The sequence below is a fragment of the Pseudarthrobacter cellobiosi genome, from assembly GCF_023913755.1.
GTDB classification, from domain to species: Bacteria; Actinomycetota; Actinomycetes; order Actinomycetales; family Micrococcaceae; genus Arthrobacter; species Arthrobacter cellobiosi.
On the sequence record NZ_JAMXBJ010000034.1, the window covers coordinates 55,349 to 81,860 of the forward strand.

21 protein-coding genes and 1 pseudogene are annotated in these 26,512 nt (G+C 66.8%); 16 read left to right on the top strand and 6 right to left on the bottom strand.

Going from position 1 to position 26,512, the window contains the following annotated elements; genetic code table 11:
* Nucleotides 1-5: 5 nt before the first annotated feature.
* The gene (locus tag NG696_RS04955) at nt 6-944 is read right to left on the bottom strand and encodes an endonuclease domain-containing protein (RefSeq protein ID WP_252566572.1); all 939 of its coding nucleotides are present in this window, start codon (nt 942-944) and stop codon (nt 6-8) included.
* A gap of 153 nt (nt 945-1,097) precedes the next feature.
* Complete coding sequence (purN, locus tag NG696_RS04960) at nt 1,098-1,664, bottom strand: phosphoribosylglycinamide formyltransferase (RefSeq protein ID WP_252566575.1); 567 nt, start codon at nt 1,662-1,664, stop codon at nt 1,098-1,100.
* 39 nt (nt 1,665-1,703) lie between these two features.
* On the opposite strand from purN, the gene NG696_RS04965 reads away from it, so the two are divergent.
* Nucleotides 1,704-2,132 carry a hypothetical protein gene (locus NG696_RS04965; protein ID WP_252566577.1) on the top strand — a complete coding sequence of 143 codons (429 nt, stop codon included), beginning with the start codon at nt 1,704-1,706 and terminating at the stop codon, nt 2,130-2,132.
* 27 nt (nt 2,133-2,159) lie between these two features.
* Here the strand turns inward: NG696_RS04965 and NG696_RS04970 are convergent, their stop codons facing one another.
* Nucleotides 2,160-3,476, bottom strand: coding sequence for a cell division protein PerM (locus NG696_RS04970; RefSeq protein WP_252566579.1), 1,317 nt, complete (start codon nt 3,474-3,476; stop codon nt 2,160-2,162).
* Nucleotides 3,477-3,903: 427 nt separating this feature from the next.
* Here NG696_RS04970 and NG696_RS04975 point away from each other — a divergent pair, with 427 nt between their 5' ends.
* The 11 genes and pseudogenes from NG696_RS04975 to NG696_RS05025 all read left to right on the top strand — a co-directional run bounded on the left by NG696_RS04975 (nt 3,904) and on the right by NG696_RS05025 (nt 18,324).
* Complete coding sequence (locus tag NG696_RS04975) at nt 3,904-4,362, top strand: DUF4383 domain-containing protein (protein WP_374208671.1); 459 nt, start codon at nt 3,904-3,906, stop codon at nt 4,360-4,362.
* A gap of 367 nt (nt 4,363-4,729) precedes the next feature.
* Complete coding sequence (locus NG696_RS04980; protein ID WP_252574444.1) at nt 4,730-5,548, top strand: HNH endonuclease; 819 nt, start codon at nt 4,730-4,732, stop codon at nt 5,546-5,548.
* Nucleotides 5,549-5,850: 302 nt separating this feature from the next.
* A pseudogene (locus tag NG696_RS21175) lies at nt 5,851-6,402 on the top strand (flotillin family protein); the annotation flags it as partial.
* Between the two features lie 51 nt (nt 6,403-6,453).
* Nucleotides 6,454-7,194 (top strand): flotillin domain-containing protein, encoded by a 741-nt coding sequence (locus NG696_RS21180; RefSeq protein WP_252574473.1) that lies wholly within the window; start codon nt 6,454-6,456, stop codon nt 7,192-7,194.
* A complete protein-coding gene (locus NG696_RS04995) occupies nt 7,187-7,435 on the top strand; it encodes an NfeD C-terminal domain-containing protein (protein ID WP_082576089.1) in 249 nt (82 codons plus the stop codon). Before NG696_RS21180 ends, NG696_RS04995 begins: the two co-directional genes overlap by 8 nt.
* 88 nt (nt 7,436-7,523) lie before the next feature.
* Nucleotides 7,524-8,729, top strand: coding sequence for a glycosyltransferase family 4 protein (locus NG696_RS05000; protein WP_252574447.1), 1,206 nt, complete (start codon nt 7,524-7,526; stop codon nt 8,727-8,729).
* Nucleotides 8,726-10,144 (top strand): UDP-glucose dehydrogenase family protein, encoded by a 1,419-nt coding sequence (locus NG696_RS05005; protein ID WP_252574449.1) that lies wholly within the window; start codon nt 8,726-8,728, stop codon nt 10,142-10,144. Before NG696_RS05000 ends, NG696_RS05005 begins: the two co-directional genes overlap by 4 nt.
* Nucleotides 10,145-10,277: 133 nt before the next feature.
* Nucleotides 10,278-12,419 (top strand): putative bifunctional diguanylate cyclase/phosphodiesterase, encoded by a 2,142-nt coding sequence (locus tag NG696_RS05010; protein ID WP_252566593.1) that lies wholly within the window; start codon nt 10,278-10,280, stop codon nt 12,417-12,419.
* Between the two features lie 37 nt (nt 12,420-12,456).
* On the top strand, nt 12,457-13,782 hold the full coding sequence (locus tag NG696_RS05015; protein ID WP_252574452.1) for an MBL fold metallo-hydrolase: 1,326 nt from the start codon (nt 12,457-12,459) through the stop codon (nt 13,780-13,782).
* 100 nt (nt 13,783-13,882) lie between these two features.
* Nucleotides 13,883-17,416: a hybrid sensor histidine kinase/response regulator gene (locus tag NG696_RS05020; RefSeq protein WP_252574454.1), complete on the top strand. Its 3,534-nt coding sequence runs from the start codon at nt 13,883-13,885 to the stop codon at nt 17,414-17,416.
* Nucleotides 17,413-18,324, top strand: a complete 912-nt coding sequence (locus NG696_RS05025; protein ID WP_252574457.1) for a GGDEF domain-containing protein — start codon at nt 17,413-17,415, stop codon at nt 18,322-18,324. Before NG696_RS05020 ends, NG696_RS05025 begins: the two co-directional genes overlap by 4 nt.
* 3 nt (nt 18,325-18,327) lie before the next feature.
* Here the strand turns inward: NG696_RS05025 and NG696_RS05030 are convergent, their stop codons facing one another.
* On the bottom strand, nt 18,328-18,870 hold the full coding sequence (locus NG696_RS05030; RefSeq protein WP_252574460.1) for a hypothetical protein: 543 nt from the start codon (nt 18,868-18,870) through the stop codon (nt 18,328-18,330).
* A 246-nt stretch (nt 18,871-19,116) separates the two neighbouring features.
* Between NG696_RS05030 and NG696_RS05035 the strand changes: the two genes are divergently transcribed.
* The gene (locus NG696_RS05035) at nt 19,117-19,668 is read left to right on the top strand and encodes a dihydrofolate reductase family protein (RefSeq protein ID WP_252566721.1); all 552 of its coding nucleotides are present in this window, start codon (nt 19,117-19,119) and stop codon (nt 19,666-19,668) included.
* A 15-nt stretch (nt 19,669-19,683) separates the two neighbouring features.
* On the opposite strand, the gene NG696_RS05040 is transcribed toward NG696_RS05035, so the two are convergent.
* Nucleotides 19,684-22,653: an AfsR/SARP family transcriptional regulator gene (locus tag NG696_RS05040; RefSeq protein ID WP_252574463.1), complete on the bottom strand. Its 2,970-nt coding sequence runs from the start codon at nt 22,651-22,653 to the stop codon at nt 19,684-19,686.
* 244 nt (nt 22,654-22,897) lie between these two features.
* Here NG696_RS05040 and NG696_RS05045 point away from each other — a divergent pair, with 244 nt between their 5' ends.
* Nucleotides 22,898-23,389: a hypothetical protein gene (locus NG696_RS05045; protein ID WP_252574465.1), complete on the top strand. Its 492-nt coding sequence runs from the start codon at nt 22,898-22,900 to the stop codon at nt 23,387-23,389.
* 3 nt (nt 23,390-23,392) lie between these two features.
* On the opposite strand, the gene NG696_RS05050 is transcribed toward NG696_RS05045, so the two are convergent.
* Nucleotides 23,393-24,805: an aminotransferase-like domain-containing protein gene (locus tag NG696_RS05050; RefSeq protein WP_252574468.1), complete on the bottom strand. Its 1,413-nt coding sequence runs from the start codon at nt 24,803-24,805 to the stop codon at nt 23,393-23,395.
* Between NG696_RS05050 and NG696_RS05055 the strand changes: the two genes are divergently transcribed.
* Together NG696_RS05055 and NG696_RS05060 are read left to right on the top strand one after the other, a co-directional pair.
* A complete protein-coding gene (locus NG696_RS05055) occupies nt 24,804-25,796 on the top strand; it encodes a DMT family transporter (RefSeq protein ID WP_252574470.1) in 993 nt (330 codons plus the stop codon). The two genes, NG696_RS05050 and NG696_RS05055, sit on opposite strands and share 2 nt — an antisense overlap.
* Nucleotides 25,797-25,800: 4 nt before the next feature.
* Nucleotides 25,801-26,418: an FMN-binding negative transcriptional regulator gene (locus NG696_RS05060; protein ID WP_252574471.1), complete on the top strand. Its 618-nt coding sequence runs from the start codon at nt 25,801-25,803 to the stop codon at nt 26,416-26,418.
* Nucleotides 26,419-26,512 lie beyond the last annotated feature (94 nt).

Below are 26,512 nucleotides of genomic sequence, written 5' to 3' on the forward strand. Positions count from 1 at the left end.
CCCAACTAGGTAGACCAGCCGCGGTTCATCAGCGCTGAACGGACTTTGGCGACGGCGGCACGGGCTTCGTTCTCCATCTGCCGTCTCGAGATCCGGACCATCAACCACCCCGCCCTGGCAAAGTCCTCTTCGCGGGCAATGTCGCGGACGATCTGCGCCGTCTCGGAATGGCCTTCGCCGTCGTACTCCACTGCAACTTTTTGTTCCGGATAGGCGAGATCCGGTTGACGTACGACGCCGACGCCCAGTTCCACGGGAACGTTCAGTCGCGGTTCTGGCAGCCCGCGGTTCTCCAGTGCCAGCCTAAGTTTGGTTTCCGGGGCGGAGTCGGACCCGATCCGGGCCTGCTCAAGGGCAAGGCGCGCCTTCTGAATGCCGGGCGTTCCTTTGTGCCGGTCGAGCATTTCCGCCAGGCCGGCCGGCGTCGCATAGGGCTCGGATCTGCCCTCGAAATCAGGCCTGGGAATCCTCACCAGGTGATCGGCAACCACAGTCAGCTCGTCAATGCTCATCTTCCGGGCGCAATCCAGCCACGTCCGCGTCCGGGACGTGATCACCAGGCCGTTGTGGGTGACAATTTCGTCGGCAAAGAACTGGCCCCTGTGACCCTTCACCCCCGGACGGCGCATGATGGCTACTGTGTCCGGGCGCGAGATATGAATCAGTGGTTCATCGCTCCCCGGCAGGAACCCCGGGAAGGACCACAACAAGAACGCAGAGGCGTGCGAAGCTGCAGCGAACTCCGTGACCTGGGTGTACGGCCGGATGTTGGGCGCCAGGCCGTACCCGGCGTCGTCGTCCGCCCTTGGCACTCGGACTCCACGGGTGGGCCGCCCCAGACCCTGGTGACGTAACTGCCGTTCGGTGATCCCGGCGTCGGCCGCTTCTTTCAAAGTGAACGGCAGCACAGCCAGCGGCTGCGGCAGAGAACGTGGAACTTTCATGTGCCCATGTTGGCAGCCCCGCGAAAACGCCGCTGGAGTTATCCACAGGTTCCTGCCACCCTGCCAAACTAAGTAGCGCTATCTGTCGTTTTGGGCGGTCAAAACGACAGATAGCGCTACCTAGTTGGGAGAGGGTTGGGGGGGTGGGTGGGGTTAGGAAGCGGTGGCGAGGGCTGCCAGGGTGTTGACCAGGAGGCGGCGCTCCACCACCTTGATGCGTTCGTGCAGCGATTCCTCGGTTTCGCCCGGTTCAATCGTGACGGCTTCCTGGGCGATGATGGGCCCGGTGTCCACCCCGGCGTCGGCCCAGTGCACCGTGCAGCCGGTGACCTTCACGCCGTAGGCCATGGCATCGCGGACGCCGTGGGCGCCGGGGAAAGCGGGCAGCAGGGCGGGGTGGGTGTTGAGGTACTTGCCGTTGAAGGCAGCGATGAAGTCGGCGCTGACGATGCGCATAAAGCCCGAGGACACCACCACGTCCGGAGCGTACGAAGCCACGCGGGCGGTCAGTGCTGCATCCCATTCGTCGCGGGTGGGGAAGGAGTTGAAGTTGACCACAAACGTCTCCAGCCCGGCTTCCGAGGATCGTTCGACGCCGTAGGTCCCCTCCCGGTCGGCACCTACCGCGGCGATTTCCACGTCCAGCTCCCCTGCCTTGACGGCGTCGATGACTGACTGGAGATTGGACCCGGTACCGGAAACGAGGACTACGATGCGCATGGGTCTAGCTTATGGGCACGCTCGCGTAGGCTGGAAAACATGAACAACACCCCGGAACCGGCTGGCCAGCAACGGACCAAACAGCCGCTCAGCGAGGCCGCCAAGGACTCGCTCACCAAAACCCGCAACCTGTTCCGGATCTTCATTGTCACCGTGCTGGGCGCTTTCTTCGTCTACCAGCTCGACGTCAGCTACCTCTGGCTCACCGGCATCCTGACCGCGGCGAGCTTTGTGCTGGGTGTCCTCCTGCTGGTCAGGTCGGCCAGGCTCAAGGAGTCCAAGCTGGTCCTGTTCGGCACCATTTCGGGGCTGGTGGTATCGCTGATCATGCTGCTGGTCATCCTCGCTACGGCGCTGTTTTTCCGCCAGGTCCAGGACTTCCAGACCTGCTCACGCGAGGCCCTTACCGACCAGGCGCTCTCCAATTGCCGGGTCCAGCTGGAAAGCTCGCTGCCGGGTCTCCGGTAGCAGCCACACCAGCCGCAGCCACGAAGGTCAGCGGGCAAGTTCCGCTTCCTCATCCACGTGCTGCTGGCGTTCCAGCCACGGTCCGGCCGCATAACCGATCACAACGCCGATGCCAACCTCCGCGGCAATCCAGAGTCCCATCCACAAGGGGTCGGGTCCGATGGCCGTGAGGCGGCCCAGCCCGGCGGAGCCTCGGGCCAGCCAGGCCAGGCCCGCGGCCAGCAGACCGGACACAACCCCTACCAACGCGCCGAGGGCAAGCGTGGACATCATGGCCGTGAACCAGCGCGCGTCAATCTTGATGGAGAGCCACTCGTCGAAGTGGTTTTCGCCCTCGCGCAAGAACCACCAGCCGGCCAGGATACCCGCCAGAACGGGCAGCACCAGCGCCACGAACCCGTAGTCCAGCGGACCCGACGGGATGGCGGCGAAGACCGGAATGGACGGCAGTGGCCCGGTGGCGGTGCCCAACGGCCCCACCTGCGAGCCCACGCCCAGGGCGAAGCCCGAGCCCGAGACCCAGGCCAGCGCAAAAACCACGAGGTTGGGCAAATACCCAAGCTGCGCGATGGTGAGCGCCGCACCCCCAACCGCTCCGGCGTCGAGCGCTTCATAGACAGCAATCACCAGGTTCCAGTGGATAAAGAGGTCCACCGCCAGGAGCACACCCGCGAGCGCAAAGGCCGCCAGAAGAGCCACACAGCCCGCCTTCGCCGCGGAGCCCAAATAGGAGCCGGCCCAGCGGGAATGCTGGCTGGTACGCGAGATCCAGTCGACTGCGTCGACGCCGATCAACCGGCTCCACGAGCCTGCCTCGCGGCGGGCGCCGATCACCATGCCGAGGGCGAACGGGATCAGCGGGATAAGCATTGCCAACCAGATGTTAATGACGACGTCGGCCGTGCGGCACACAAAGCCGGTGGCAGCGCCGAACGCCGAGTAGACCACCCAGGACCCGAGCAGTGCCTGCCACAGCTGGTCCGTATAGGAGGCCCGGGCCAAGCGCCGCCCCGCACGCCATGCGAGCAAAAACGGGATCAGGGTCAGGCCCAGGGGCACCAGGGTCAGCAGGCCGGAGCCTGGACTGCCGGCCGCACCAGCCTCACCGGACACGACGGCGAGCTGCAGCGGCACCCCGTGAATCAGCAGCCAGCCCTGGCCGGCGAGGCGGGCCAGGGCATCAAAGGTGGTGTTCTGGAAGCCCGCGGTGGCCCACACGGCCACAATGGGAACCACCACCAGGAGCGCGGAGATGATGGCAGCCTGCGCCGTTTCGAGGCCTCCCTGCAGCCACAAGGGCATGGGAAGGCCACGGTCTCCGGTCTGATCAGCGCGCAGTTTCATCGTGTCCCATGGTGTCACGGCCGGGCCGTCGGACCGGGCTTCGACAGGCTCGTTCTCCGTGCGAGACGTGCCTCACCAGAGTTCGTAGTCCGCCGCGCTGATCGTGAACCCGTGACCGGCGCGGAGGTGGGCGCACACCATCTGGCCCGGCTCCCGCGAACACACCATGTTGCACTGCCTGTCCTTGTTCACCGACTGCACCACCGCCGGCAGGGTGGCCCGTGGCAGGCGAAGAACCGGACGACGACGGCGGGACGGCCGCCGCCGGCGATGGAGCCGTCGTTGGGCGTTCAGACTGTCGGGGCGCCTCATCCGGATCGCTTATGTAGCTGGGCAGAAGTCCCCATCCGGGCTTGTACCGGCGCTTTTTCCACGGGTCCGCCGTAAAATTGGAATGTCCGCAATCAGTGGTTGGAGGCAGAAAAAAATGACTACCGCATCCCCACATGCACACGTTCATTTTGGGCGCGCAGACGTCCAGAATGCCGGCATGGGAGTAGGTATCCTGTTGTTGGTGGTGGGTGCCCTGGGCTTTATCCCCGGCGTCACCACCCAGTACAGCGAATTGATGTTCCTGGGACCTGATTCCCATGCCATGTTCCTTGGCATGTTCCAGGTGTCCATGCTGCTCAATATTGTGCAGCTGGCCATCGGCGCAACGGGCTGGGCGATGTCCCGGACCGAACATGGCGCACGGAACTTCCTCATCGGAGCAGGCGCGCTGTACATCATCCTCAGCATTTTCGGGCTCAGTGTCGGCGTTGACTCGGCGGCCAACTTCCTGTCGTTCAACATGGCTGACAACTGGACCCACCTTGTGCTGGGCGTAGCGATGCTAGCTGCTGGCTGGCTGTTCTCCAGGAACATGTCCGGCGAGAGGAAATAGCCCGGAAATGACAGGCCGGGATACAGGAGCCGCGAATGAGAAATGATCCATAAGTTCTGAATATTCGTCCTACCTCGCCGGTGCAGTTGCCGCGTTCCGCGAACAGCTGCACCGGCTTCTTTGTGCTCCTTAGCGGCCGACGGCGGCGCGGGGCCGCTTTCTGAGACGCGTGGCCGCTAAGTGCCACGCACGGGGTCCAGCGCAAACGGACACTTGAAGCCCACCCTCTGGCGCGAACCTGCAGGTAATCCCCTCAAAACTCGGTTCTGACGGGGTTAGCTGCCAGTTCGCGCTTGGAAATCAGGGCCGCAAGTGTTCCGTTCGCGCCAAAGGCGGCACGGGCTATTGAGCCTGCAACAATGGCCCCATGAGCGACATCATTGTGGGCTGGGACCCAGCCGGCTGGAACCGCTGGAACTACGCGGCTGTTATTGAACAGGTCGCCGTGACGGGGCTGCACCTGGAGCCCTGGAGCGTGGGCCGGAGCGTTGCCGCCGGCACCGACGTGTGGCTGCTCCTGCTGGGAGCGCACGGTCCCGGCCTGATCGGCCATGGCGTGGTGCTCTCAGAAAACGCGGAGTTCATCGCGCAGGTGGCGTTCGATGCGCTCCTGCCGCTGGGCGATCAGGTGCCCTCCGCGGTCCTCACCGAGGCAGTGGCCGACGTCGGGTGGAACAGTACCGAAATCGAAGGCGTGGCGCTGGAGTCCGGCGACGAAGCCGCGGTCCGGGCGCTCTGGGCCACTCACGGGCCGGCGCAAGGGCCAGACCCCACCCAACCTGTGCCCGGCACGTACCCCGAGACCGCCGTCGTGCGCGTCACCGCCAACCGGTACGAGCGTGATGCGGCGGCCCGGCGGGCATGTATCGCGCACCGCGGCAGCAGCTGCGCGGCCTGCGGGTTCTCCTTCGAACTGGCGTACGGGGAGCTCGGCAAAGACTTCATCGACGTCCACCATGTGGTGCCGGCGGCCCAACTCGGCGGCGGCTACCAGCTGGATCCGCTCACGGATCTGGTTCCGCTCTGCGCCAATTGCCATGCCATGGCCCACCACGGAGTGAGCACGCCGCGCACGCAAGCCGAGCTGCGGCAAATCATGGCCACCGCCGGATACCTCCGCGGAACCACCGTTGCCCCTGAGGAGATCGAGGCCCAGCGGGTTGCCCGCGAGATCCTCGGCAAATAGGAACCGGTGATCGAGCCGGTCGAGATCCAGCCTGTTGAAACCCGACACAACAGCCCGCGCTCTGGACTCTTGGGCAGGCGCCAACCAGACTGTCTACAACAGCTGGCCAGCTGGCCGGAATTGGAGACGCGCAATACCGGCAGGGCCTGAGCAGTTGCATTTATTGGGGCTGTGCGGCGAGGCCTGTTCCTTACGCGCGAAAGGACCTCGTCATGCCGGATCTGTCAGCATTCTTCCCGCTTCTTGCCGCGATTATCGGGGCAATGCTGGTGGTCGGCTTTGTCTGGGGGGCCATCAAACTGATGTGGAAAGTGGCGGAGCCCAATGAGGCCCTGATCATCTCCGGCCTGACCCGCGGAACCCTGGAAACCCGGGCCGGAATGGACTTCAAGATTGTCACCGGAAAGGGCGCCCTGGTATTTCCGGGCCTGCAGACCGTCCGCACGCTTTCCCTGACGCTGAATGAAACGGAGCTAAAGGTTTCCTGCGTGACTTCGCAGGGCATCCAGGTGATTGTGGAAGGCGTGGTAATTTACAAAATCGGTGACGCCCCGCCGTTTATCGCAAATGCGGCTAGGCGTTTCCTGGGCCAGCAGCCCAAGATGGAAAGCTAGGTCTACAACGTCTTTGAGGGCCGCCTGCGGTCCATCATCGGAAGCATGACCGTGGAAGAGATCATCCGCGAACGGGACAAGCTGGGGTCCCAGGCCCGCAGCGCCAGCGGAGTGGAAATGGAGAAGCTGGGGCTGGTGGTGGATTCGCTGCAGATCAAGGACCTGCAGGACCCCACGGGGTACATCCAGAACATCGCCAAGCCCCACATCGCCCAGGTCAAAATGGAGGCCCGGATCGCGGAGGCCACGCGGAACCGCGAGGCGGCCGAGAAGGAGGCCGAGGCGGCTGCAATGATCGCGGACGCGCAGAGCGTTTCGGCCATCCGGCAGTCGGTGGCGCAAGCGAACGCCGAGCGGGCCAAAGCCGAGGCCGCCCAGGCGGGACCGCTGGCGGATGCGACGGCGCGGCAGCATGTCGTCGTCCAGGAAACGGAAGTGGCCAAGCTTGAGGCGGACCGGGAGGAGCAGAAGCTCCAGACCACGGTCCGGAAGCCCGCCGACGCCAAGGCATACGCCAAGCGCACAGACGCGGAGGGCCAGAAGGCGGCGGACATCAGCGCCGCCGAAGCGCTGGCCCGCCGCACGGAACTTGAGGCCCAGGCCAACGCCCGCCGGACGGAGCTGCAGGCCCAGGCGAACGCCACTGCCGCGGCGGCCGCGGCCGGAGCCACGAAGGTCACCGGCGAGGCCGAAGCCGCTGCCACCAGGGCCCGCGGTGACGCCGCGGCCTCCGCCATCAAGGCCAAGGCGCTGGCCGAGGCAGACGGCATCAACGCGCGGGCCGAAGCACTCGGGACCAACCAGGACGCCGTCATTTCGCAGCAGCTGGCCGAAAACATGCCGGCCATCATCGCCGCAGCGGCCGAGCCTTTCTCGCACGTGGGCCAGATGACCGTGCTGAACGGCGGCGAGGGCGTGAACAAGATGCTGGGCGGCATCCTGGCCCAGGTGGGCGACTACCTTCCTGCCTTGTCCTCTGCACTGAAAAACAGCCGGGAAGGCAAGCGCCCCGCGAAAGGCCCCGATGCATAGAAACGTTGACCGGAGCCTTACCGGCAAGATCGGCCGCGTGACCGGGCGCATTGGCCCCGGAACCCTCGGCGAGGTCATGCTGCCCTACCTGGGCGGCACCAACGCGTTCCACGCCCACCCCTTCGACAAGACGAGCGTCTTCGCAGTCGGTGACGAAGTGCTGGTCATCTATTTCGAGCCGCCGCAAACGGTCTATGTGGATGAACTGCCGGACGTGCTGCGGCACGGCGAAGACGGCTGACCCCAAGCGCTGATCTGTTAACCCAAGCTTTCCCTCTACTCAACCCGGGTGACCCCGCCCCGACAGGCGCCGCGCCCACCGTGGAGGGGTGAGGATCGCAATTGTTGCCGAGTCATTCCTGCCGCTGATGAATGGGGTGACCCACTCCATCCTGAGGGTGCTTGAACACCTGGAGGACCAGGGCCACGACGTCCTGGTCATCGCCCCTTCCCCCCATGCGGTCGCCGAGTTCGTGGGACCGGCCGAGGTGGTTCACGGCGCGACGGTGCACAGGGTTCCCGCGGTTCCCCTGGCGGGATACACCAACGTGCGAGTGGCGATGGGCGGTGTGTACCGGGTCAAGCGAATCCTTGCCGACTACGCACCCGATGTTGTCCACCTCGCATCGCCGTTTATCCTCGGGTGGCGGGCAGTGCAGGCCGCGCATCAGTTGGGGATCCCCACCATAGCCATCTACCAGACCGAGGTTCCCAGCTACGCCGCACGCTATGGTGTGCCGTTCCTGGAGAACTGGGCGTGGAGCCGGGTGGAGAATATCCACCTGCTGGCCACCCGGACCCTGGTGCCGTCCACCTTCGCGCTGAACCAGTTGCGCGGCCGCGGGATTCCGCGGGTGGGCATGTGGCGGCGCGGTGTGGATACCGTGCGGTTTTCGCCGGAAAAGCGCGACGCCGGGTGGCGGGAAACGGTTGCCCCCGGCGGTGAGCGCATCATCGGCTACGTCGGCCGGCTGGCCATCGAAAAACAGGTAGAGGACCTCGCCGCGCTCGCCAACGTCCCGAACACCAAGCTGGTGATTGTGGGCGACGGACCCCAAAAGTCCGCCCTGCAGGAAGCCCTGCCGGACGCCGTGTTCACCGGGTTCCTCGGCGGTGAGGAGCTGGCGACGGCGGTGGCGTCCTTCGACCTTTTTGTCCATCCCGGCGAGTTCGAGACGTTCTGCCAGACCATCCAGGAGGCCATGGCATCGGGGGTGCCGGTGGTGGCCACGGGCCGCGGCGGGCCTCTGGACCTGGTGGAAAACTCCCGTACAGGCTGGCTGTACCAGCCCGGCGACCTAGCCGGTTTCCGGGCCCGGGTGATGGACCTGATGGGCGACGACGCCAAGCGCCGCGCGTTCGCCAGGACAGCGCACGCTTCGGTCCAGGCGCGGACGTGGCCGGTGCTCAGCGCCGAGCTGGTGCGTCAGTACCAATCAGTAATCGCCGGAGAACCGTTGGCTGAAACCGTCGAAACCAAGAGCCGCCGCCCGGTGGTTGAGCCAGTCGAAACCAAGAGTGGAGCGTCCCTGTGAAAATATCGGTGATCGGCTGCGGCTACCTCGGCGCGGTGCACGCCGCCACGCTCGCGTCCATGGGCCACACCGTGGTGGGCATCGACGTGGACGCCACCAAAGTGGACCAGCTGGGCCGCGGCCAGGCCCCCTTCTTCGAACCCGGCCTGGACGAACTGCTCCGCGACGGACGCAGCACCGGCCGCCTCACGTTCTCCACCGACGTCGCCGCTGCCGCCGGCGCCCAGGTCCATTTCCTGTGCGTCGGGACGCCGCAGTCCAAAACGTCCGACGGCGCCGACCTCACCTTCCTCGTCGCCGCCACCGAGGCGCTGCTACCGCACCTGGCGAGGGGCGCCGTCGTCGTCGGTAAATCAACGGTGCCCGTGGGCACGGTGGACATGCTCCAGAACGTCCTCGCGGGGCGGCCGGACGTGCAGCTGGGCTGGAACCCCGAGTTCCTGCGGCAGGGCACAGCAGTGAAGGACTCGCTGGTGCCGGACCGGCTGGTCTACGGTGTGGCGGGCGGACGCGCCGCGGCCTTCAACCCCAAAACCGGGGCGCCGCGTGCGGTGACGGCCGCACTGGATGCCGTCTATGAGCCGCTGCTGAACGCCGGCATTCCGCGCCTGGTGTGCAACTTCGCCACGGCTGAGCTGATCAAGTCGGCCGCCAACGCGTACCTGGCCACCAAGGTCAGCTTCATCAACGCCATCTCCGAACTGTGTGACGCGTCCGGCGCGGACGTGGCCGAACTCAGCGAGGCGATGGGCATGGACCCGAGGATCGGCAGCCGCTACATGCATGCCGGGCTGGGCTTCGGCGGCGGGTGCCTGCCCAAGGACATCCGCAGCCTCCGCAGCCAGGCCGCCGCGCTGGGCGTGGACCCGGTGAACGACTGGATGGGCGTGGTGGATGCCATCAACGTCCGCCAGCGGACCCGGACAGCGTCCCTGGCCGCGGAGCTGTGCGGCGGCGGGCTCTCCGGACGCGCGATCACCATCCTCGGAGCCTCCTTCAAGCCCGAGACCGATGACATCCGCGACTCCCCCGCCCTGGACGTCGCGGCCCGGCTGGCAGCGGCCGGCGCGCACGTGACGGTGACGGATCCGAAAGCCGTGAACCACGCGTGGCTGCGGTATCCGCAGCTGCGGTTCGAAGCCTCCGCAACGCGGGCCTTGGAGGGTGCCGAGCTGGTGCTCCTGCTTACTGAGTGGGACGAATACCGGCGCCTGAGCCCTGCCGCTGCGGGCGCTTTGGTGCGGCGGCGGGTGATCCTGGACGCCAGGAACGTCCTCGATGCTGCTGCCTGGCAGGCGGACGGCTGGGTGGTCCGCGGGCTGGGCACCAACGCCGGTGCCGCTGCCAGCGTCGTTTCCGAGGCCGGTGCCAGCGTCGTTTCCGGGGCCGGCCTGACGGGAATGCGAAACTCTTAGCCAATTTTCACCGCTGCGGACCAAGCGAAGCGCGAATTCCCGGGCCTCCATGTCCGAGGGCCTCTCAAAAGTCACGCATTTTCGTACCGCGATCACAACATGCACTTTATGATGTGCGTGGGGGTGGTAGCGCATGGGGCGTTCCAAGCGGCAGGACAAGGATTTGGGCGCGCCAGATTTCGGCGCGCTTCTTGATGCCAGCCCGGATGCGCTTCTCGCTCTCAACGCGGACCGCACCATCAAAATGGCCAACGCGGCAGCCAGCAAGCTGTTCGGCTACACACGCGCTGAGCTGATCGGCAGCGACCACTGGCTGCTCCTGTCGGAGGGGTTCCGGAGCGAAACGCGGCTGCTTCAGGAGCACCTGCAAGCGCAGCCCGATATACCGCTGCCGCCGCGTGAAGTGTACGGACTGCACCGGGACGGCACAGAGTTCTCCGCCGAGGTGGCAGGCTCACTGCTGGACGACGGCGGCACGCAGGTTTTGCTGGTTTCGGTCCGGAGCACGGAACACCGCAAGGGAGCTGACGCTGACCTCCTCGAGGCCATGTCACTGCTGACGGCCACCCTCGAATCCACCGCGGACGGCATCCTGGTCATCAGCTCCGACGGCAGTGTGGCCGGGTTCAATGACCAGTTCCTGAAAATGTGGGGCATCCCGCCGGAACTCCTGGACGGCGACACCGAAGTGCCCATTATGCGGCTGATCATCTCCCAGGTTGCCAACCCGGAGGCCTTCATGGCAAGGATCGCCGAGGTTGTGGAGAACCCGGCGGCAGAAAGCCACGACGTGCTGGACTTCAAGGATGGCAGGACCTTTGAAAGGTACTCGCGGCCCCAACGGGTTGGTGAGAGGATCGCGGGCCGGGTGTGGAGCTTCCGGGATGTCACTCCGCGCAGGCAGGCGCAGGAGCAGGCCGAGCAGGCCCTGACTGATTTGGCCGCGCAGGCAGAACAGCTGAGAGCACTTGCGTTCCAGGACCCGCTGACCGGGCTGGCCAACCGGGCGGTGTTCAACCAGGCCCTCACGGCGGCCCTCACCGAACCACACCTCAAGACCGTCGATGTCCTGCTGATCGACCTCGACAACTTCAAGGAAGTCAACGACATCCTGGGGCACCAGGCAGGCGATGACATGCTCGTGGAAGTGGCACGCCGGCTGCGCGGCTGTGTCCCCATGGCCGACGTGGTGGCCCGGCTCGGCGGCGACGAGTTTGTGGTGCTGCTGACGGCCTGCCCCGACGCCGATGCCATTGCCAAATGCATCGTCCGCTGTCTGCATGTGCCCGTGACCATCAACGGCACGGCGCTGCGGCCGAGCCTCAGCCTGGGGCTCGCCTCCAGTGGCAAGGAAACGATGGTCGATTCCGAGTTGCTTCGTGAGGCGGATATCGCCATGTACGCGGCCAAAGCTGCCGGCAAGAACCGTTTCCTGCGCTTCCATCCGGACATGATGACTGCTCTGGTGCAGCGGACGGAGATGGAAGCGGGATTGCAGCTCGCGGTCACCCGCGGTGAGATCTCGGTGGCCTTCCAGCCGATTGTCTCCCCGCGGATCGGGCAAATGGTCCAGTTCGAGGCCCTGGCGCGGTGGGACCACGCCGGCGAGCGCATCCCGCCGTCGGTCTTTATCCCGATGGCGGAGCGCAGCGGCCTGATCGGCGAGATCGGCAACGAAGTGATGGGGCTCAGCCTGGTGCAGCTGGCGCCTTGGCTGCGCGAGGACCTGTCGCGGTCGCTCGCGGTCAACGTGTCCGGTGTGCAGCTGCAGGAACCGGCTTTTGCCGAAGGCGTCCTCCGCTTGGCCGCTGCCTGTGGCGTGGGCGCTTACCAGCTGGTCCTGGAAGTCACCGAAAGCGTGTTTTTCGACCCGGACTGCGGACTAATCAGGCAGCTCAGTAGCCTGCGCGAGGCCGGCGTCCGGGTGGCCCTGGATGACTTCGGCACGGGCTATTCGTCGCTGGGCCGGCTGCAGGACCTGCCGGTGGACACCGTCAAGATCGACCGAGCGTTTGTGTCCATGGTCCTGACGGGACAGGAACGCCTGCCCATCCTGAGCTCCATGATCAACATGGCCCACAGCCTGGGCCTGACCGTCACCGCCGAAGGCGTCGAAACGGCCGTGCAGGCAGACTACCTGACCGCGCTGGACTGCGATTCGCTGCAGGGGTACCTGTTCTCGCTGCCGGAGACCCCGCAGCGGCTGGGTCTGGCTGGCCGGCAGGCGGAAGACGCCCTGGCGGCGCTGGCGGGCAGGCGGCCTACAACCGCCTGACCGCGCCAACTTCGGGCTGCGGGAGGAGAATGAACCTATGGACGTCGTTGTCATCGAGACGCGGCCGCTCGGGGACCGCAGCTACCTGGTCCACGACGGCGAGGTGGCGCTGGTCATCGATCCGCAGCGGGACACGGACCGCGTGGAAGCCGCGGCCTCGGAAGCCGACGTCCGGATCACCCACGTTGCCGAAACCCACCTGCACAACGACTACCTCACCGGCGGGCTCATCCTCGCCCACACGCACGGTGCCGAGTATCTCGTCAACGCAGACGACGACGTCGCGTTTGAACGCACGCCAATAGCCGACGGCGGCACGGTCCAGGTAGGCCGGCTCACCGTGCAGGCCGTGGCCACGCCCGGTCACACCCACCACCATCTCAGCTACGTGGTCAGCGACGGCGAGCAGCAGGCCGTGTTCTCGGGCGGCAGTCTGCTCTACGGGTCGGTGGGCCGGACTGACCTGGTCAGTGACGAGGACACCGAAGACCTCACCCGCGCCCAGTACTCCTCGGTCCGCCGCCTGGCCGCCGAGGCCCAGCCGGACGCAGCCCTTTACCCCACACACGGGTTCGGCTCGTTCTGCTCGTCGGGGCCGGCGTCGAGCGCCCGATCGTCCACCGTCGCCCAGGAGCAGGAAACCAACCACGCGTTCACGGACGCCGATGAGGACCACTTTGTCCGGGAGCTCATCAACAACCTGACCGCATACCCGTCCTATTACGCGCACATGGCCCCGGCGAACCGGCAGGGTCCGGGGCCGGCGGACCTCGCCGTGCCGGAATCCGTGGATCCGGAGGAGCTCAGCCGTCGGCTCGCGGGCGGCGAATGGGTGGTGGACCTGCGCCACCGGGTGGCCTTCGCCAGCAGCCACCTGCAGGGCTCGGTGAGTTTCGAGTACGGCCGCGGCTCCAGCTTCACCGCCTACCTGGGCTGGGTCCTGCCGTGGAACCAAAAACTGACGCTGGTGGGAACAGAGGAGGACGTCGAAAAGGCCATCCGGGACCTCTCCCGCATCGGCATCGACTCCCCCGACGCCGCCCTCGGAACGGAACCGTCGGCACTCGCGCCCGGCACCGCCGTCGTGCATTATCCGCGTGTGGACTGGGCCGAAATGCTGCACGGGCGGAGCGCCGGGGACGTGGTGCTCGATGTCCGACGGACGGATGAATACGACGACGGCCACCTCGCAGGGGCGGTGAACATCCCCCTGCATGAGCTGCTGGGGCGGATGGCCGAGATTCCGGCGGGCACAGTATGGGTGCACTGCGCCACCGGATACCGTTCCGGGGTGGCGGCGAGCCTGCTGCAACGCGCGGGCCGGCAGGTGGTTCATGTGGACGGGAAGTACGGTCCTTCTTGAGTTGTGAGGGATATCATAAGGATGCGTCTCCGCCCTGGTCTCGGGCGGGCCCGGGTCTCAGCTTTTACGGGTGACGGGCGCACCGATGGGGAGGATCCGCGTGTCTCAGAATGGTCTCCTGGAGCAGCGTCCTGCCACGGTGAGGAGCACGGCCGCACTGGGCTGGCTGGTGGTTCCTGCTGCCGTGGTGGTGGGTGTGCTTGGACTGTTTTTTGCCGCCAACAGCGGCACTCCGGCGGCCATGGTGGCCGGCGATTTCTCCATCCTCGCGGCTGCCGTCCTGGCAGGTCACAGCTGCGGCCGGGCGGCGCTGCGCGGCGGCGTGAACGCACGCGCCTGGACCCTGATGTCGGTGGCTGCCTATGTCTGGGCCGCCGGCCAGGCCGTCTGGACGTACTACGGGCTCACAAACGACCACGCCTACCCCTTCCCGTCCCTGGCGGATGTCGGATTCGTGGGGTATTCGTTGCCGGCCGCCATCGCGCTGTTCAGTTTCAAGCGGCCCGGCGGCACCACCCGCGTTGGACTGCTCCGGTCAGTGCTGGACGCGGCGGTCATCGCTGGCTCGGTCCTGGCGATCAGTTGGTACATGGCGCTGGGCCCGGCCATCAGCGCCGAGGGCGACGTCCTCTCCCGGCTCACCACCATGGCTTACCCGGTGGTGGACGTGATCATCACGTCGCTGGTGCTGGTCCTGGGAATGCGCCGGCAGCCCGGCGAACGCCTGCCGTGGCTGTGCTTCGGCGGCGGCCTGCTGGTCCTCACCGTCACGGACAGCATCTACGTGCGGTTGACGTCCGACGGCGTCACGGGAGTCACCGGTTCACCGCTCGCCTTGGGCTGGATTATCGCCTTCCTCCTGATTGCGCTGGCACCGCTGGTCCCCTACGCGGAAGACCCGCGGCCGGACCGTAAGGCGTTTGCGCTGGCCCTGGAGCTGCTCCCCTACGCACCCATCCTGGTGGCCTTGATGGTGCTCGCGGCCCCGCATGTACAGGAAATGAGCACTTTCCTCTTGGTGGTGGCAAGAGTCACCGTTGCCCTCATCCTGGTCCGCCAGGTGCTGATCATCATCGAGAACCTCACCCTGACCACCGGGCTGGAGCAGGAAGTGGCGGCCCGGACTGCTGAGCTGGAGGGCCTGGGCGCGATCGTCAACTCCTCCACGGACGCCATCCTGAGCACCACACCCTACGGCATCATCACCAGCTGGAACCCCGGAGCCGAACTGCAGTACGGCTACACGGCCGAGGAAGCGATCGGCCGCGACGCGCGTTTCCTCCTGCCGCCGGGCGGTATCGCCGGTGCCGCCAAGGTCTTCGAGCAGATCCGCGCCAGCGGCAAAGCGATGAGCTTCGAGATGGAGCACCTGACGAAGGACGGCGCCGTCATTCCCGTGTCGATGACCGTCTCCCCCATCCGGGACGATACCGGCCGGCTCAGCGGGTTGGGCACCATCGCCAGGGACATCACCCTGCGCCGGGCCGCCGAACTGGAGCTGAAGGCCGCGCGGGAAGCCGCACTGGAATCGAGCCGGCTCAAGTCCGAGTTCCTGGCCACCATGAGCCACGAAATCCGCACCCCCATGAACGGCGTGGTGGGGCTGACCGCACTGCTGCTGGAGACGCCGCTGGACCAGACACAGAAGCAGTACGCCCAGGGCGTCAAAGGCGCCGGTGAGGCGCTGCTGTCCCTCATCAACGACATCCTGGACTTCTCCAAACTGGAAGCCGGCAAGGTTGACCTGGACATCCGCGCCTTCGATCCTCGCGCCCTCGTGGAGGAAGTGGCCGGTCTGCTGACCGAGCCCGCGCAGGCCAAGAGCCTTGAGCTGATCGCCTACTGCGAACCGGACGTTCCGGCCAGGCTGCACGGTGATTCCGGCCGGATCCGCCAGATCCTGCTGAACCTGGCCTCCAACGCCGTGAAGTTCACGGCGGCCGGGGAGGTGTCCATCCGCGTGACGACGGAGACGCCGGACGCGAAGCCCGGGGCCACCGCCATGGTTTGCTTCGAGATCCGCGATACGGGCATCGGGATCAACCCCTTGCACCACGCGCGCCTGTTCGAATCCTTCTCGCAGGCGGACGCTTCCACCACCCGGCGCTACGGCGGCACAGGCCTGGGCCTGGCCATCTGCAGCCGGCTCACTGAGGCCATGAACGGCGAGATCGGGCTGGACAGCGCTCTGGGCGAGGGCAGCACGTTCTGGTTCCGCATCCCCGTGCCCGTCGCGCCACCGTCCACGGATCCCGTGCCGGCCGCCGGTTTCCTCACCGGGCTGCGCGTCCTGGTGGTGGACGACAACGCCACCAACCGCCTGGTGCTGGAATCCCAGCTGCGCGGCTGGAAGCTGCAGCCGGAGGCCGTGCCGGATGCCCGCGCCGCGCTGGCCCTCGCCCACGAAGCCGCAGCAGCCGGAGTACCCTTCCACCTGGCCGTGCTGGACCTCTGCATGCCGGATACCGATGGCCTGGAGCTGGCCCGCGAACTCAAGGCCGACGCCGCACTGGCGGACATGGAGCTGATCATGCTCACGTCCACCATGCAGGTCAACGCCGCCGAGATCGCCGACGCCGGAGTCCGCGAATGGCTCATGAAACCGGTCCGCAGCTCCGAGTTCTACAACCGCCTGATCCGGCTGATGTCCACGAGTGAACACCATGCCCCGGCGGCTCTTGGGTTTGGCCAGCATTCCGACGCTGAGCCGTCGGCCGAGTCGTCCGGTTCGTCCCCCGAGTCCTCCCCGGAGTCGTCCGCTGATTCGTCCGATGCGTCGTCCCTCCGGGGCGCATCACGGGGCCGCATCCTGGTAGTGGAGGACAACGAGGTGAACCAGCTGGTAGCCCGCGCCACGGTGACCAAGTTCGGCTACGCGGTGGACGTGGTTGCCGACGGCGCCGAAGCCGTAGCCGCCACCGCCAGCACCCGGTACGCCGCCATCCTGATGGACTGCCACATGCCCGTGATGGACGGGTTCGAGGCCACGCGCGTCATCCGCCGGCGCGGCGGCAGGGCCGGCCATCTTCCCATCATCGCGATGACCGCCGGCGCCCTGGACGGGGACCGGGAACGCTGCCTCGCCGCCGGCATGGACGATTACCTCTCCAAACCGGTGGACGCCGCCGAGCTTGAAGCCGCCCTGGCCCGCTGGGTCCCCGAGCAGGCACCGCTCTCTTCGCCGGAAGAGCTGGCGGCTCCTCAGTTGGAGGAGGCTCCCCAGCACGAATCTCCCCAGCAGGTGGCTCCCCAACTGCTGGCCGTCACCGGTGGAGGTGCTCCGGCGCTGGATGCGGACCGGCTCGCGATGCTGCGCGGCCTCGGCCCGGAGGACGGCCTGGGCATGCTGCCCGCCACGACAGAGGCGTTCCGGAAGGACGTTCCCGCGCGGCTCGCGGCGCTGCGCGAAGCGGTGAACGACGGCGGCGGGCCGGCCCTGGCGCAGGCGGCGCACGCCCTGAAGGGTGCGGCGGCCAACATCGGGGCCACCGCCGTCGCAAGCCTGTGCGGCGAACTGGAGGTCCTGGGACGCAGCGGAATGCTCGACGGCGGCCCGCAGCTGGTCAGCCGGCTGGAAGCTGCGCTTGTGCGCGTGGACTTTGAACTCGATCTGGCGCTGGAGGTGGCACAGTGAAAGTCCTGGTGGCAGATGACGATCCGGGCTCGCTCCTGGTGGCCCGCGCCGCCGTCGAACGCTACGGGCATGACTGCCTGACGGCGGCCGACGGTGACGAGGCGTGGGCCCTGTACCTGGAACACCAACCCGACGTGGTGGTCACGGACTGGATGATGCCCGGGATGGACGGGCTGGCGCTGTGCCGGGCCATCCGGGCGCGCGGGGCGGACCTGTACACGTACATCGTGCTGCTGACGTCGCAAGGATCCCGGGACGATGTGCTCGCCGGGCTCGCAGCCGGGGCGGACGACTACGTCACCAAGCCGCTGGACCCGTTTGTCCTGCATGCGCGGCTGCTGGTGGCGCTGCGGGTGACCACGTTGCACGCGGACCTGGCTCACTACCGGAAGGTGCTGTCGCAACAGGCGCGGACGGATCCGCTCACCGGCCTGCACAACCGGCTCAAGCTCTCCGAGGACCTCGAGCAGCTGCATGCCCGCAGCCAGCGGTACACGGAGGGGTATTGCGTGGCCATGTGCGATGTGGACAATTTCAAAAGCTATAACGACATCTACGGGCACCAGGCGGGCGATCTCGCGCTGCGGGCCGTGGCGGGGGCGCTGGTGGGCGCGGCGCGGAAGAGCGACGGCGTATACCGGTACGGCGGCGAAGAGTTCCTGCTGGTGCTGCCGAACCAGTCACAGCTGAGCGCCAAGGCCTTTATGGAGCGGGCGCTGGACACCGTGCGCGAGCTGGAAATTGTCCACTCCGGGGATCCGCTGGGGCAGCTGACGCTGAGCGCCGGGATTTCCGCGTTCACCGCCGAGCACCCGGCCGACGCCGACATCCTCCTGGGCGAGGCCGATGCCGCGCTTTATGTAGCCAAGGCGGCTGGCCGGAACCGGGTGGAGCTGGCGCTGCAGTAGCGGCTACGCGGCTTTTTTGCGCTGCTTCGTCTGGGCCGGCTGCTTATTGGCGGTCTGCTGCTTGGCAGGCTGTTGCTGCACCGGATGGCGCTTCACGGGCTGCTGCTGGGTTACCGGGCGGTGTTGTGCGGGCTGGTTCGGGGCGGACTGCCTTGGGGCTTCGTGCTCGGCCGGCTGCACCGGGGCCTCAGGCCGTGTTGCGGGCTCCTGCACCTGCTCGTCCGCTGGTTCCGCGTCCTGCACCGCTTCGTCCTGCACGGTCTCGTACTCGGTGGTCCCGTCCTGCCCCATCTCAACCAACGCGTACATGCGGTTGCGGCGCCAGCGGCGGACCAGGTCCACACCGGCCAGAATGCCTGCCAGCGGCGTCAGGACAGCCGCAGCGTAGACGAACAGCATCCACGTCAAGGTAGTCATGGGCGGCTGGTTGTTGTTCAACAGGGAGAGCCCGCCGAACATAGCGATGATCCAGAAAAGCAACACCGCCGTCAACACCGCGGCCGCGGGGAAGTACTGGTTGCGTACGATCTTCTTCAGGGTTTCCATGCATTTTCCTCCTGCCTGGCCGGGGTGCGGTGAGAGGCCGCATGAACACCAGTATGCGGCTGCAGGCTCACGGATTTGCGCAACACGCAGGTGGTGGTGACGAACCTAACGGCGGCTCGGCTGAGACCGGTGATCCGGCCCGTCGAGATCCAGGTTTCGGCAGGCTCAACCACCGGTCGGGGCTTCCGTGCTGCGGGCACAGCCAATACCGTGGATGACAACCGCCCCCTGACATTGGAGGACCTCATGCGCAAAGTCACGTCCGGCCTGTTCCACTCCGTTGACGGCGTGGTCTCAGACCCGTTCCTCTGGCAGTTCGACAGCTTCGACGACGACCTCGGCCAGGCTCTGACCCGCATGATGGAAAGCGTGGACACCGTGGTGCTGGGCCGGGTGAGCTACCAGGAGTGGGCCGGTTACTGGCCCACAGCATCGGTGGACGAGGACTTCGCCGGCTTCATCAACCCGGTGGAAAAGTTTGTGGCCTCCCGGACGCTGACGGAGCCGCTTGAGTGGCAGAACTCCCACCTGATCGAGGGACCGCTGGAGGAATTCGTGGCGGGCCTGAAAGAGCGCGACGGCGGCGAGATCGCCGTGACCGGCAGCATCTCGGTGGTGCGCCAATTGCTGTTCGCCGGGCAGCTGGATGAGCTGACCCTGATCACCCACCCCGTGGTGGCCGGCAGCGGCAGGAAGCTGTTCCAGGACGGCGACCCCGTGACACGGCTCGGTCTAAAGGACCAGTACCGGACCACGAAGGGCAACGTCGTCAGTACCTACGGGCTGCTGGGCGAATAAGCACCGACGCGATGGTCACCAGGGCGCGGCGCTGACGGCGCTTTCGTTGGGTCGATCGAAAGTCGGACGAACGGGGTCATCGTTAATGAACTCGCCGGGGTTGCTCGCCTGCCTAACGTGCAGCACCTCGTGGACGACTTGGGTGAGCGTCAGCGACTCGCCTCCCGCCCAGGCCAGTCCGAAGCGGATGGGACCGGCCGCGGCCCGAGCCTTGGTGATGATCGATTCGATGCGTCGCTGTTCTGCGGGGTAGAGGGGAAGCCCCCGGTCGCTTCGGTAGGCGTCAGCGGCCGCCAGTAGTCGAATGGCCTCCTCGACGCGGTGCTGCGCTGCGTAGACGCCGGCAATCGACTCGAGGAAAGCCTCGACGTGGCCTTGTGCACCGAGCTCAAGCGCCGCGCCGAGTGCCTCGTACAGCAGCTGTTCTGCAGTATCGTAGTCGCCGGATTGCTCTGTGCTGTCGGCCAGATTAACCAAGGTATTCCCGAGGAGTGATCGATCGCCGAGTGGTCGTGCACGTTCGACACATTCGCGGCACAGGTCAAGGGCGCGGCCGATGTCGCCGGCGTACAGTGCCAGCAGACCCAGGATAATCAAAGCTGCGACGCGCGTGCGCGGGCTGGCGTGGGGCAGCGACAAGACTTCGCCAGCCAGTCGCTGAGCGGTGTCCGAGTCGTCTCGCTGGGCCGCCTGCGTCGCCAGGCACATCGAGGACCAGGCGGCGCCTTGCTCGTTTCCGGACCTCCTAAATGCCTGAAGCGCCCGGTTGTGGAGGTCGGACGCCTCGTCGTTGCGGCCCAGTATCCAGCAGAGGGTGGCTGTTCCGCTAAGCGCGGCAGCCTTCAGCGCAGGTGCGGCGTCCGGTGTGCCGGCTACAAGCTTGAGGGCGATTTCACACTGCTCGGCCACGTCCCCGGTGAGCTCCCAGAAATGCCAGAGCTGTCCGATCAGCCGCAGGGCCAGATCAGTCGAGCCGTCCGGTCCGGTGGCCCAGAGCAGGGCACCGCGCAAATCCGGCGCATCAGCATTCAGCAGCCGGAAGGCGTCCACTTGACCGCGCTCCCAAAGCTGAGGGCTGACAGTCTCGGCGAGGGCGAGGTAGTACTCAGCATGCTGGCGCCGCACTGCTGCCCCCTCGCCACGCGACCCGAGACGGTCGCGGGCAAACTCGCGGATCGAATGCAGCATCGACACGCGTTTTGCTCCCGCCGGGTCGGTGTAGCGACGCAGCAGGCTATGGTGTGCGAGTCCCGTCAGCAAGTCTTCCGTCTCAGCCTCTGTGGCGGGAGTCGATCCGCAGATGCGGCTAACTGCCGCCACGGTTGGATCAGCAGCGAACACGCCAAGCTGATCGAAAAGCTGCCGCTCGGTTTCATCCAGCAGCTGGTAACTCCACTCGATCGTGGCCGTGACGGTTCGCTGGCGGTCCGGAAGGTCGCGGAAGGCTGCCGGCAGCGCGGCAAGGCTGACCTCCAAGTCGTCCAGGAGCTCGGTCTCGCTGTGATCCCGCAACTGGGCGGCTGCCAGTTCGATTGCCAGCGGAAGGCCGTCCAGGCGGTGGCACAGACGGGTCAGCACTGCTGCGTTGCCGTGGTCGAGTTCGAAATGCGGACGGACTGCCCGTCCACGGGCCAGGAGAAGTTTCACGGCCGGCACTTCCCGTAACACGCGCGGTTGCAGCGGCGGGTCGAACGGAGGCAGGGCCAACGGTGCGAGCTCGTATTCGTACTCGGCGCGAAGTCCAAGTCTTCGTCGGCTAGTGGACATGATCCGCAGGCCAGGGGCCGCGGTCAGCATATCCAGCACCACCGGCCAAGCCTCTTCCAGGTGCTCGAAATTATCCAGGACCAACAACAGCCGGCGCGAGCGTAAGAAGCGGGCGGCGACCTTCAGCGGGTCCTCTCCGGCCCGGTCCTGCAACCCGAGCGCAGCAGTTATGGCGGCCGGCACTTGTTGAGTCTGGGTGAGCGGGGCGAGATTGACCCAGCCCACGCCGTCGGCCAATCGCTCACCGAGCTGCGCCGCTGCCGCCAAGGCCAACCGGGTCTTGCCGGTCCCGCCGGCGCCCGTTACGGTGACCAGCCTGCAGCGCTCCGAGCGGTAGAGGGAACACACCTCGGCCAGTTCTGCGTCCCGCCCGACCAGCGGGGTGAGTTCGGCCGGAAGGTTGTCCAGCCGTTGCCTGATGCGGCGGTGCCCATTAGTAGTCGGGGCAGCTAGCGACGCGTCTTGTTGCAGCACCGACCGCTCCAACAGTTGGAGGCGTGAACCAGGGTCGATGCCCAGTTCCTCGCGGAAGACCTGGCGCGCGTCACGGCAGGCTGCCAGCGCATCCGCCTGCCGATCGGAGCGGTACAGAGCGAGCACCAGCGACGCCCACAGCCGTTCCCGATACGGATGCTGCGCAGCCAACGTCTGTAACTCGCCCACGAGCGTGCCGTGCCGGCCGAGCGCGAGCTCAACCTCAGCCAGGTCCTGGTAGGCATCCAGGCGGCGATCCTCGAGTTCGTCCAGCTCCGGTCGGAACAGCTCGATGTCCGCCAAGTCAGGAAATGCGTGGCCCCTGAAGAGCTCCACGGCCTGGCGAAGAGACTCCGCGCCCCCGGCTAAATCCCCGGCCTGCACCGCCAGCTCGCCGGCCGCGATGTGCTCACGGAATTGCAGGAGGTCGAGCTCGTCCTCGGCAATCGTCAGCACGTAGCCGCCCGACCGGCTCGCCAGCCGCAGGGAGGCGGCGCCCTTGGATCGATCAGGATCCAGCATGTTTCGAAGGTTCGCGACATACACCTGAAGCTGTGCGCCCGGCTTTGCGGGCGGGTTGCCGGACCAGAGTGACTCTACGAGGAAGTCATGGGTCACCACCGAATTGGCCCGCAGGGCCAGGCACGCCAACACAATTCGCTGCTGGGCAGCACGCACGGCAACCGGCGTCCCGCCGGCGACCACCTCCAGTGGGCCCAGGGCCCGTATCCACAGTGCGCCCATCGCCAAGCACCCCTCACCGACCGGCCGCTGGCCCGGACCTGACCGGCCCGGTCCCGCGGAGCTCATCGACCAGCGACCCCATACGCCCGCCCTGACACGCGATGGGCCCCGAGGAGCCGCATCAACCCCATCATGCTCCTGCGGCGGGCAGAGGGTCCAGAGTCCCGGCAGCGATTAAGGACCGGTTAAGCCCCGGGAGCCACGCTTGAGTCACCCATCCGATATACGTTCGAAAGGAAATCCCATGAAAACCACGATTACCCGCGCATTGGCCCCTGCAGCCTTGGCCGCAGCCGCCCTGGTCGCCCCTGTGCCCCCGGCTGTTGCCGCAGCTGCTCCCGGGCCGATTGCCGGCTCATTCACCGTGCCATGCCCGGGCTTCAAGGTGGTCCTCACGGCTGACGGCAAGGTCGGGGTTATCGACCTGCCCGGTGACCGGGCCAAGATCATCTGGCCGGGCTTGACTGTCACTCTCACGGCAAAATCAGGGGAATCCATAACCTACGAGGGCGCCTCGGGCGTGACCCACATTGAGCCAGCCTCCGATGGCGGCCAGTACGTTACCGCGACGGGGCGCAACATCATCACCGTTCCTAAAGCAAACGGGCATCCTCTGGGCGTGTACTTCACCATCGGTACCGTCAACTGGACCCTCAACGCCGACGGAAGCGAACGCGGAGGTATGTTCACAGGTACCGGCACAGTGGTTGACGTCTGCGCTGAACTGGCCAGCTGAGCCCTAGCCCCTGTTCCGCTCCAGCATTTGGCCAATGATCCGGGCGCCCTCGGGGAAGGCGCCCGGATTCGTCCCCGAGTAGTTGAGCCGGATGAACGGACCGGCCGGCTCGGCCGGGAACCATTCGTTGCCGCCGGCGATGATCACCCCGGCGGTTTCGCAGTCGCGGGTCAGCCGTTCCAGGTCGGTCCCGTCCGGCAGACGCGCCCAGAGGTTCAGGCCGCCCTTGGGCACCTGCTCGATGTGCGCCTGAGGGGCGTGCTGGCGCAGGCTGGTGACGAGCAGGTCGCGGCGTGACTCGAGCTGGTGGCGGAGGCTGCGAAGGTGCGTCTGCCACCCGGGCTGCGTCACGACGTCGAGCGCTGCCGCCTGGAGCAGCCCGCTGACGTACATCGATTCGGCCGCCCGGTCCGCCAGGATGCGCTCCCGTGCCGGACCGCGGGCGATCACCGCGGCGACCCGGATCGACGGTGACACGCTCTTGGTCAGCGAGCGCAGGTAGACAACGTGGCCGGAGTCGTCGCGGGAGGCGACGGGCACGGGGTTGGAGCTGATGCCAAAGTCGTGCGCCCAGTCGTCCTCCACAAGGAACGCGCCCTTCGCGCGCACCACGTCCAGGACCTGTTCACGCCGTTCAGCAGACCACTGCGCGCCGGTGGGGTTGGCGTAGTTGGGCTGCGCGTAGAACAGCCGCGCGCCGGACTCCTCAAAGGCTCGGGCCAGTTCCGCCGGGTCCGGTCCGTCCGGTCCGCTGGGCACCGGGACAATGCGCACGCCGCCCTGCCCCGCTGCCAGGATGGCACCCCAGTAGGACGGCGATTCCATCAGCAGCGGCTGTCCGCGGCCCGCGAGCGCGCTGAAGACGGAGCTCAGCCCGCTTTGGCTTCCAGGGAGTACGACGACGTCACTCGGGTTCGGCGGGGTGGTCCCGGCCGGCGTGGAGGCACCGAGTTCGTGCGCAAACCACGACTGCAGTTCCGGCATGCCTGCTGCGGGCGGACGGAACAAGGCCGCGTCACCGCGGGCTGCCCGGGCAATGGCGGCCCGCACCAGCCGCTCGGGCAGGAGTTCGCGGTCCGGGTAGCCGGAGTGGAAGGAGATGGCATCGTTGGCGACGTTGCGCATGGTGCTGGAGGCCGGGGGAGGCGGCGCCAGCGGGGAACGGAGGGCCGCCGTCTGCCAGCCGTAGTCGGAGGGACGGGCACTCCGGACGGCGCGCACGAAGGTCCCCACGCCGGGCCGGCTCTCGATCAGCCCCTGCGCCGTGAGCGTCTGCAGGGCCTTCTGCACCGTGACGGGACTGGCCTGGTACTCGGCCACCAGCGACCGCGTGGACGGCAGCTTCGCACCGGGCGCGGCCGAAGAAATCCATTTCTTCAGGTGCGCCACAATCCGGGAACTGCTATCGTTATTCATGAGAGACAATAGTAGCGCTACTGCTCCTTTACCGCCAGTGATACCTTCCCGCCAGCCCGTCGGCCTCTGGTGGGGTCTCGTGGGAGTAGCAGCCTTCTCCTTCACGGTTCCTTTCACGAAGGTGGCCGTCGAGTCCCTGTCGCCGCTGTTTATCGGGTCAGGCCGTGCGGTGGTAGCCGCCATCCTCGCCGCCTTCGCGCTCGTCCTCACCCGGCAGCGGCTACCCCGCGGCACGCAGTGGGTCCGCCTCGCGGTGGTGGCCGGCGGCATCGTCGTCGGGTTTCCCCTGCTGACTTCCTTCGCGCTCACCACAACGCCGGCCAGTCACGGCGCAGTGGTGATCGCCCTGTTGCCCGCCGCGACGGCGACCGTGGCTGTCCTGCGGGGGCGTGAGCATCCCCCGATGGCGTTCTGGCTCATCACCGGCGTGGGCGGGTTGGCCGCAATAGCCTTCGGATCCCTGCAGTCCGGCGGGTTCGGGCAGCTGCACTGGGCCGATCTGCTGCTCCTCGGCGCGGTGATGGCCGCGGCCATCGGCTATGCGGAGGGTGGCCTGCTGGCCCGCGAGCTCGGCGCCTGGCAGACCGTGTCGTGGGCACTGGTGCTGGCGTCGCCGCTGATGGTGTTTTTGGTGGCGGTATCCGTGGCGCCGCAGCCGCCGTCGGGCACACCGGTCCAGTGGCTGGCCTTTGCGTACCTGGGCGTGGTCAGCATGTTCCTCGGCTTCTTCGCCTGGTACCGCGGCTTGGCTATTGGCCCCATGGCCCAGGTCAGCCAGATCCAGCTTGTCCAGCCCGTGCTGAGCATCTGCTGGGCGGGCCTCCTGCTCGGCGAGACCCTGACGTGGAGCACCATCGTGGGCGGCCTGGCCGTTATTCTCTGCGCGGGCGCCGCGGTCCGGGTCCGGATGAGGCCGGCCTCAACTCAACCGGCGCCCGCCCAGCCCGCCGTCCTCGACGCCACAAAATCCCTCCAGTCAGCGAAGGATTAGTCCCATGTACACCCCAGCTCATTTTGAAGCCGGCCCCGATGCCGTTCAAGAACTGCTGACCCGGCCGGGCGCAGCGAACCTGGTCACCACGACGTCAGGAGGCCTGATCGCCACGCTGCTGCCGTTTGCCTACGACCCCTCGGTGGGCGAGCACGGCGCGCTGCAGACGCACGTCGCCAGGAACAACCCCCAGTGGTCCGAACCGGCCATCGGCGAATCACTGATGATCATCCAGGGCGCGGACGCATACATTTCGCCGTCCTGGTACCCGTCCAAAGCCGAGCACGGGCGCGTTGTGCCCACGTGGAACTACTCCACGGCGCACGTGTACGGCCATCTCGTGATCCATGACGACCCGGCATGGCTCGCCGGCCAGGTCAGGCGGCTGACCAACGCCAACGAAGCGGATTTTGACCACCCTTGGAGCGTGGACGACGCGCCGGAACGCTACGTCTCGGGCCAGTTGCGCGCCATTGTGGGCATCGAACTGGTCATCACCAGGATCGAGGCCAAGACCAAGCTGAGCCAGAACCGGTCAGCGGCGGACGTCGACGGCGTCGTGGCTGGGCTCACCGCCCGCGGGGATACAGAAAGCGCCGCCGACGTCGAACGCGCACGCTAAGCCTTGATCCACCGATGTTGCTCGGGGCGCCGACGGCGGTTTAAACCGAGAATGCCCGTCTTTTCAAGGAAAATGGAGCTTGTCTAGAACCCAT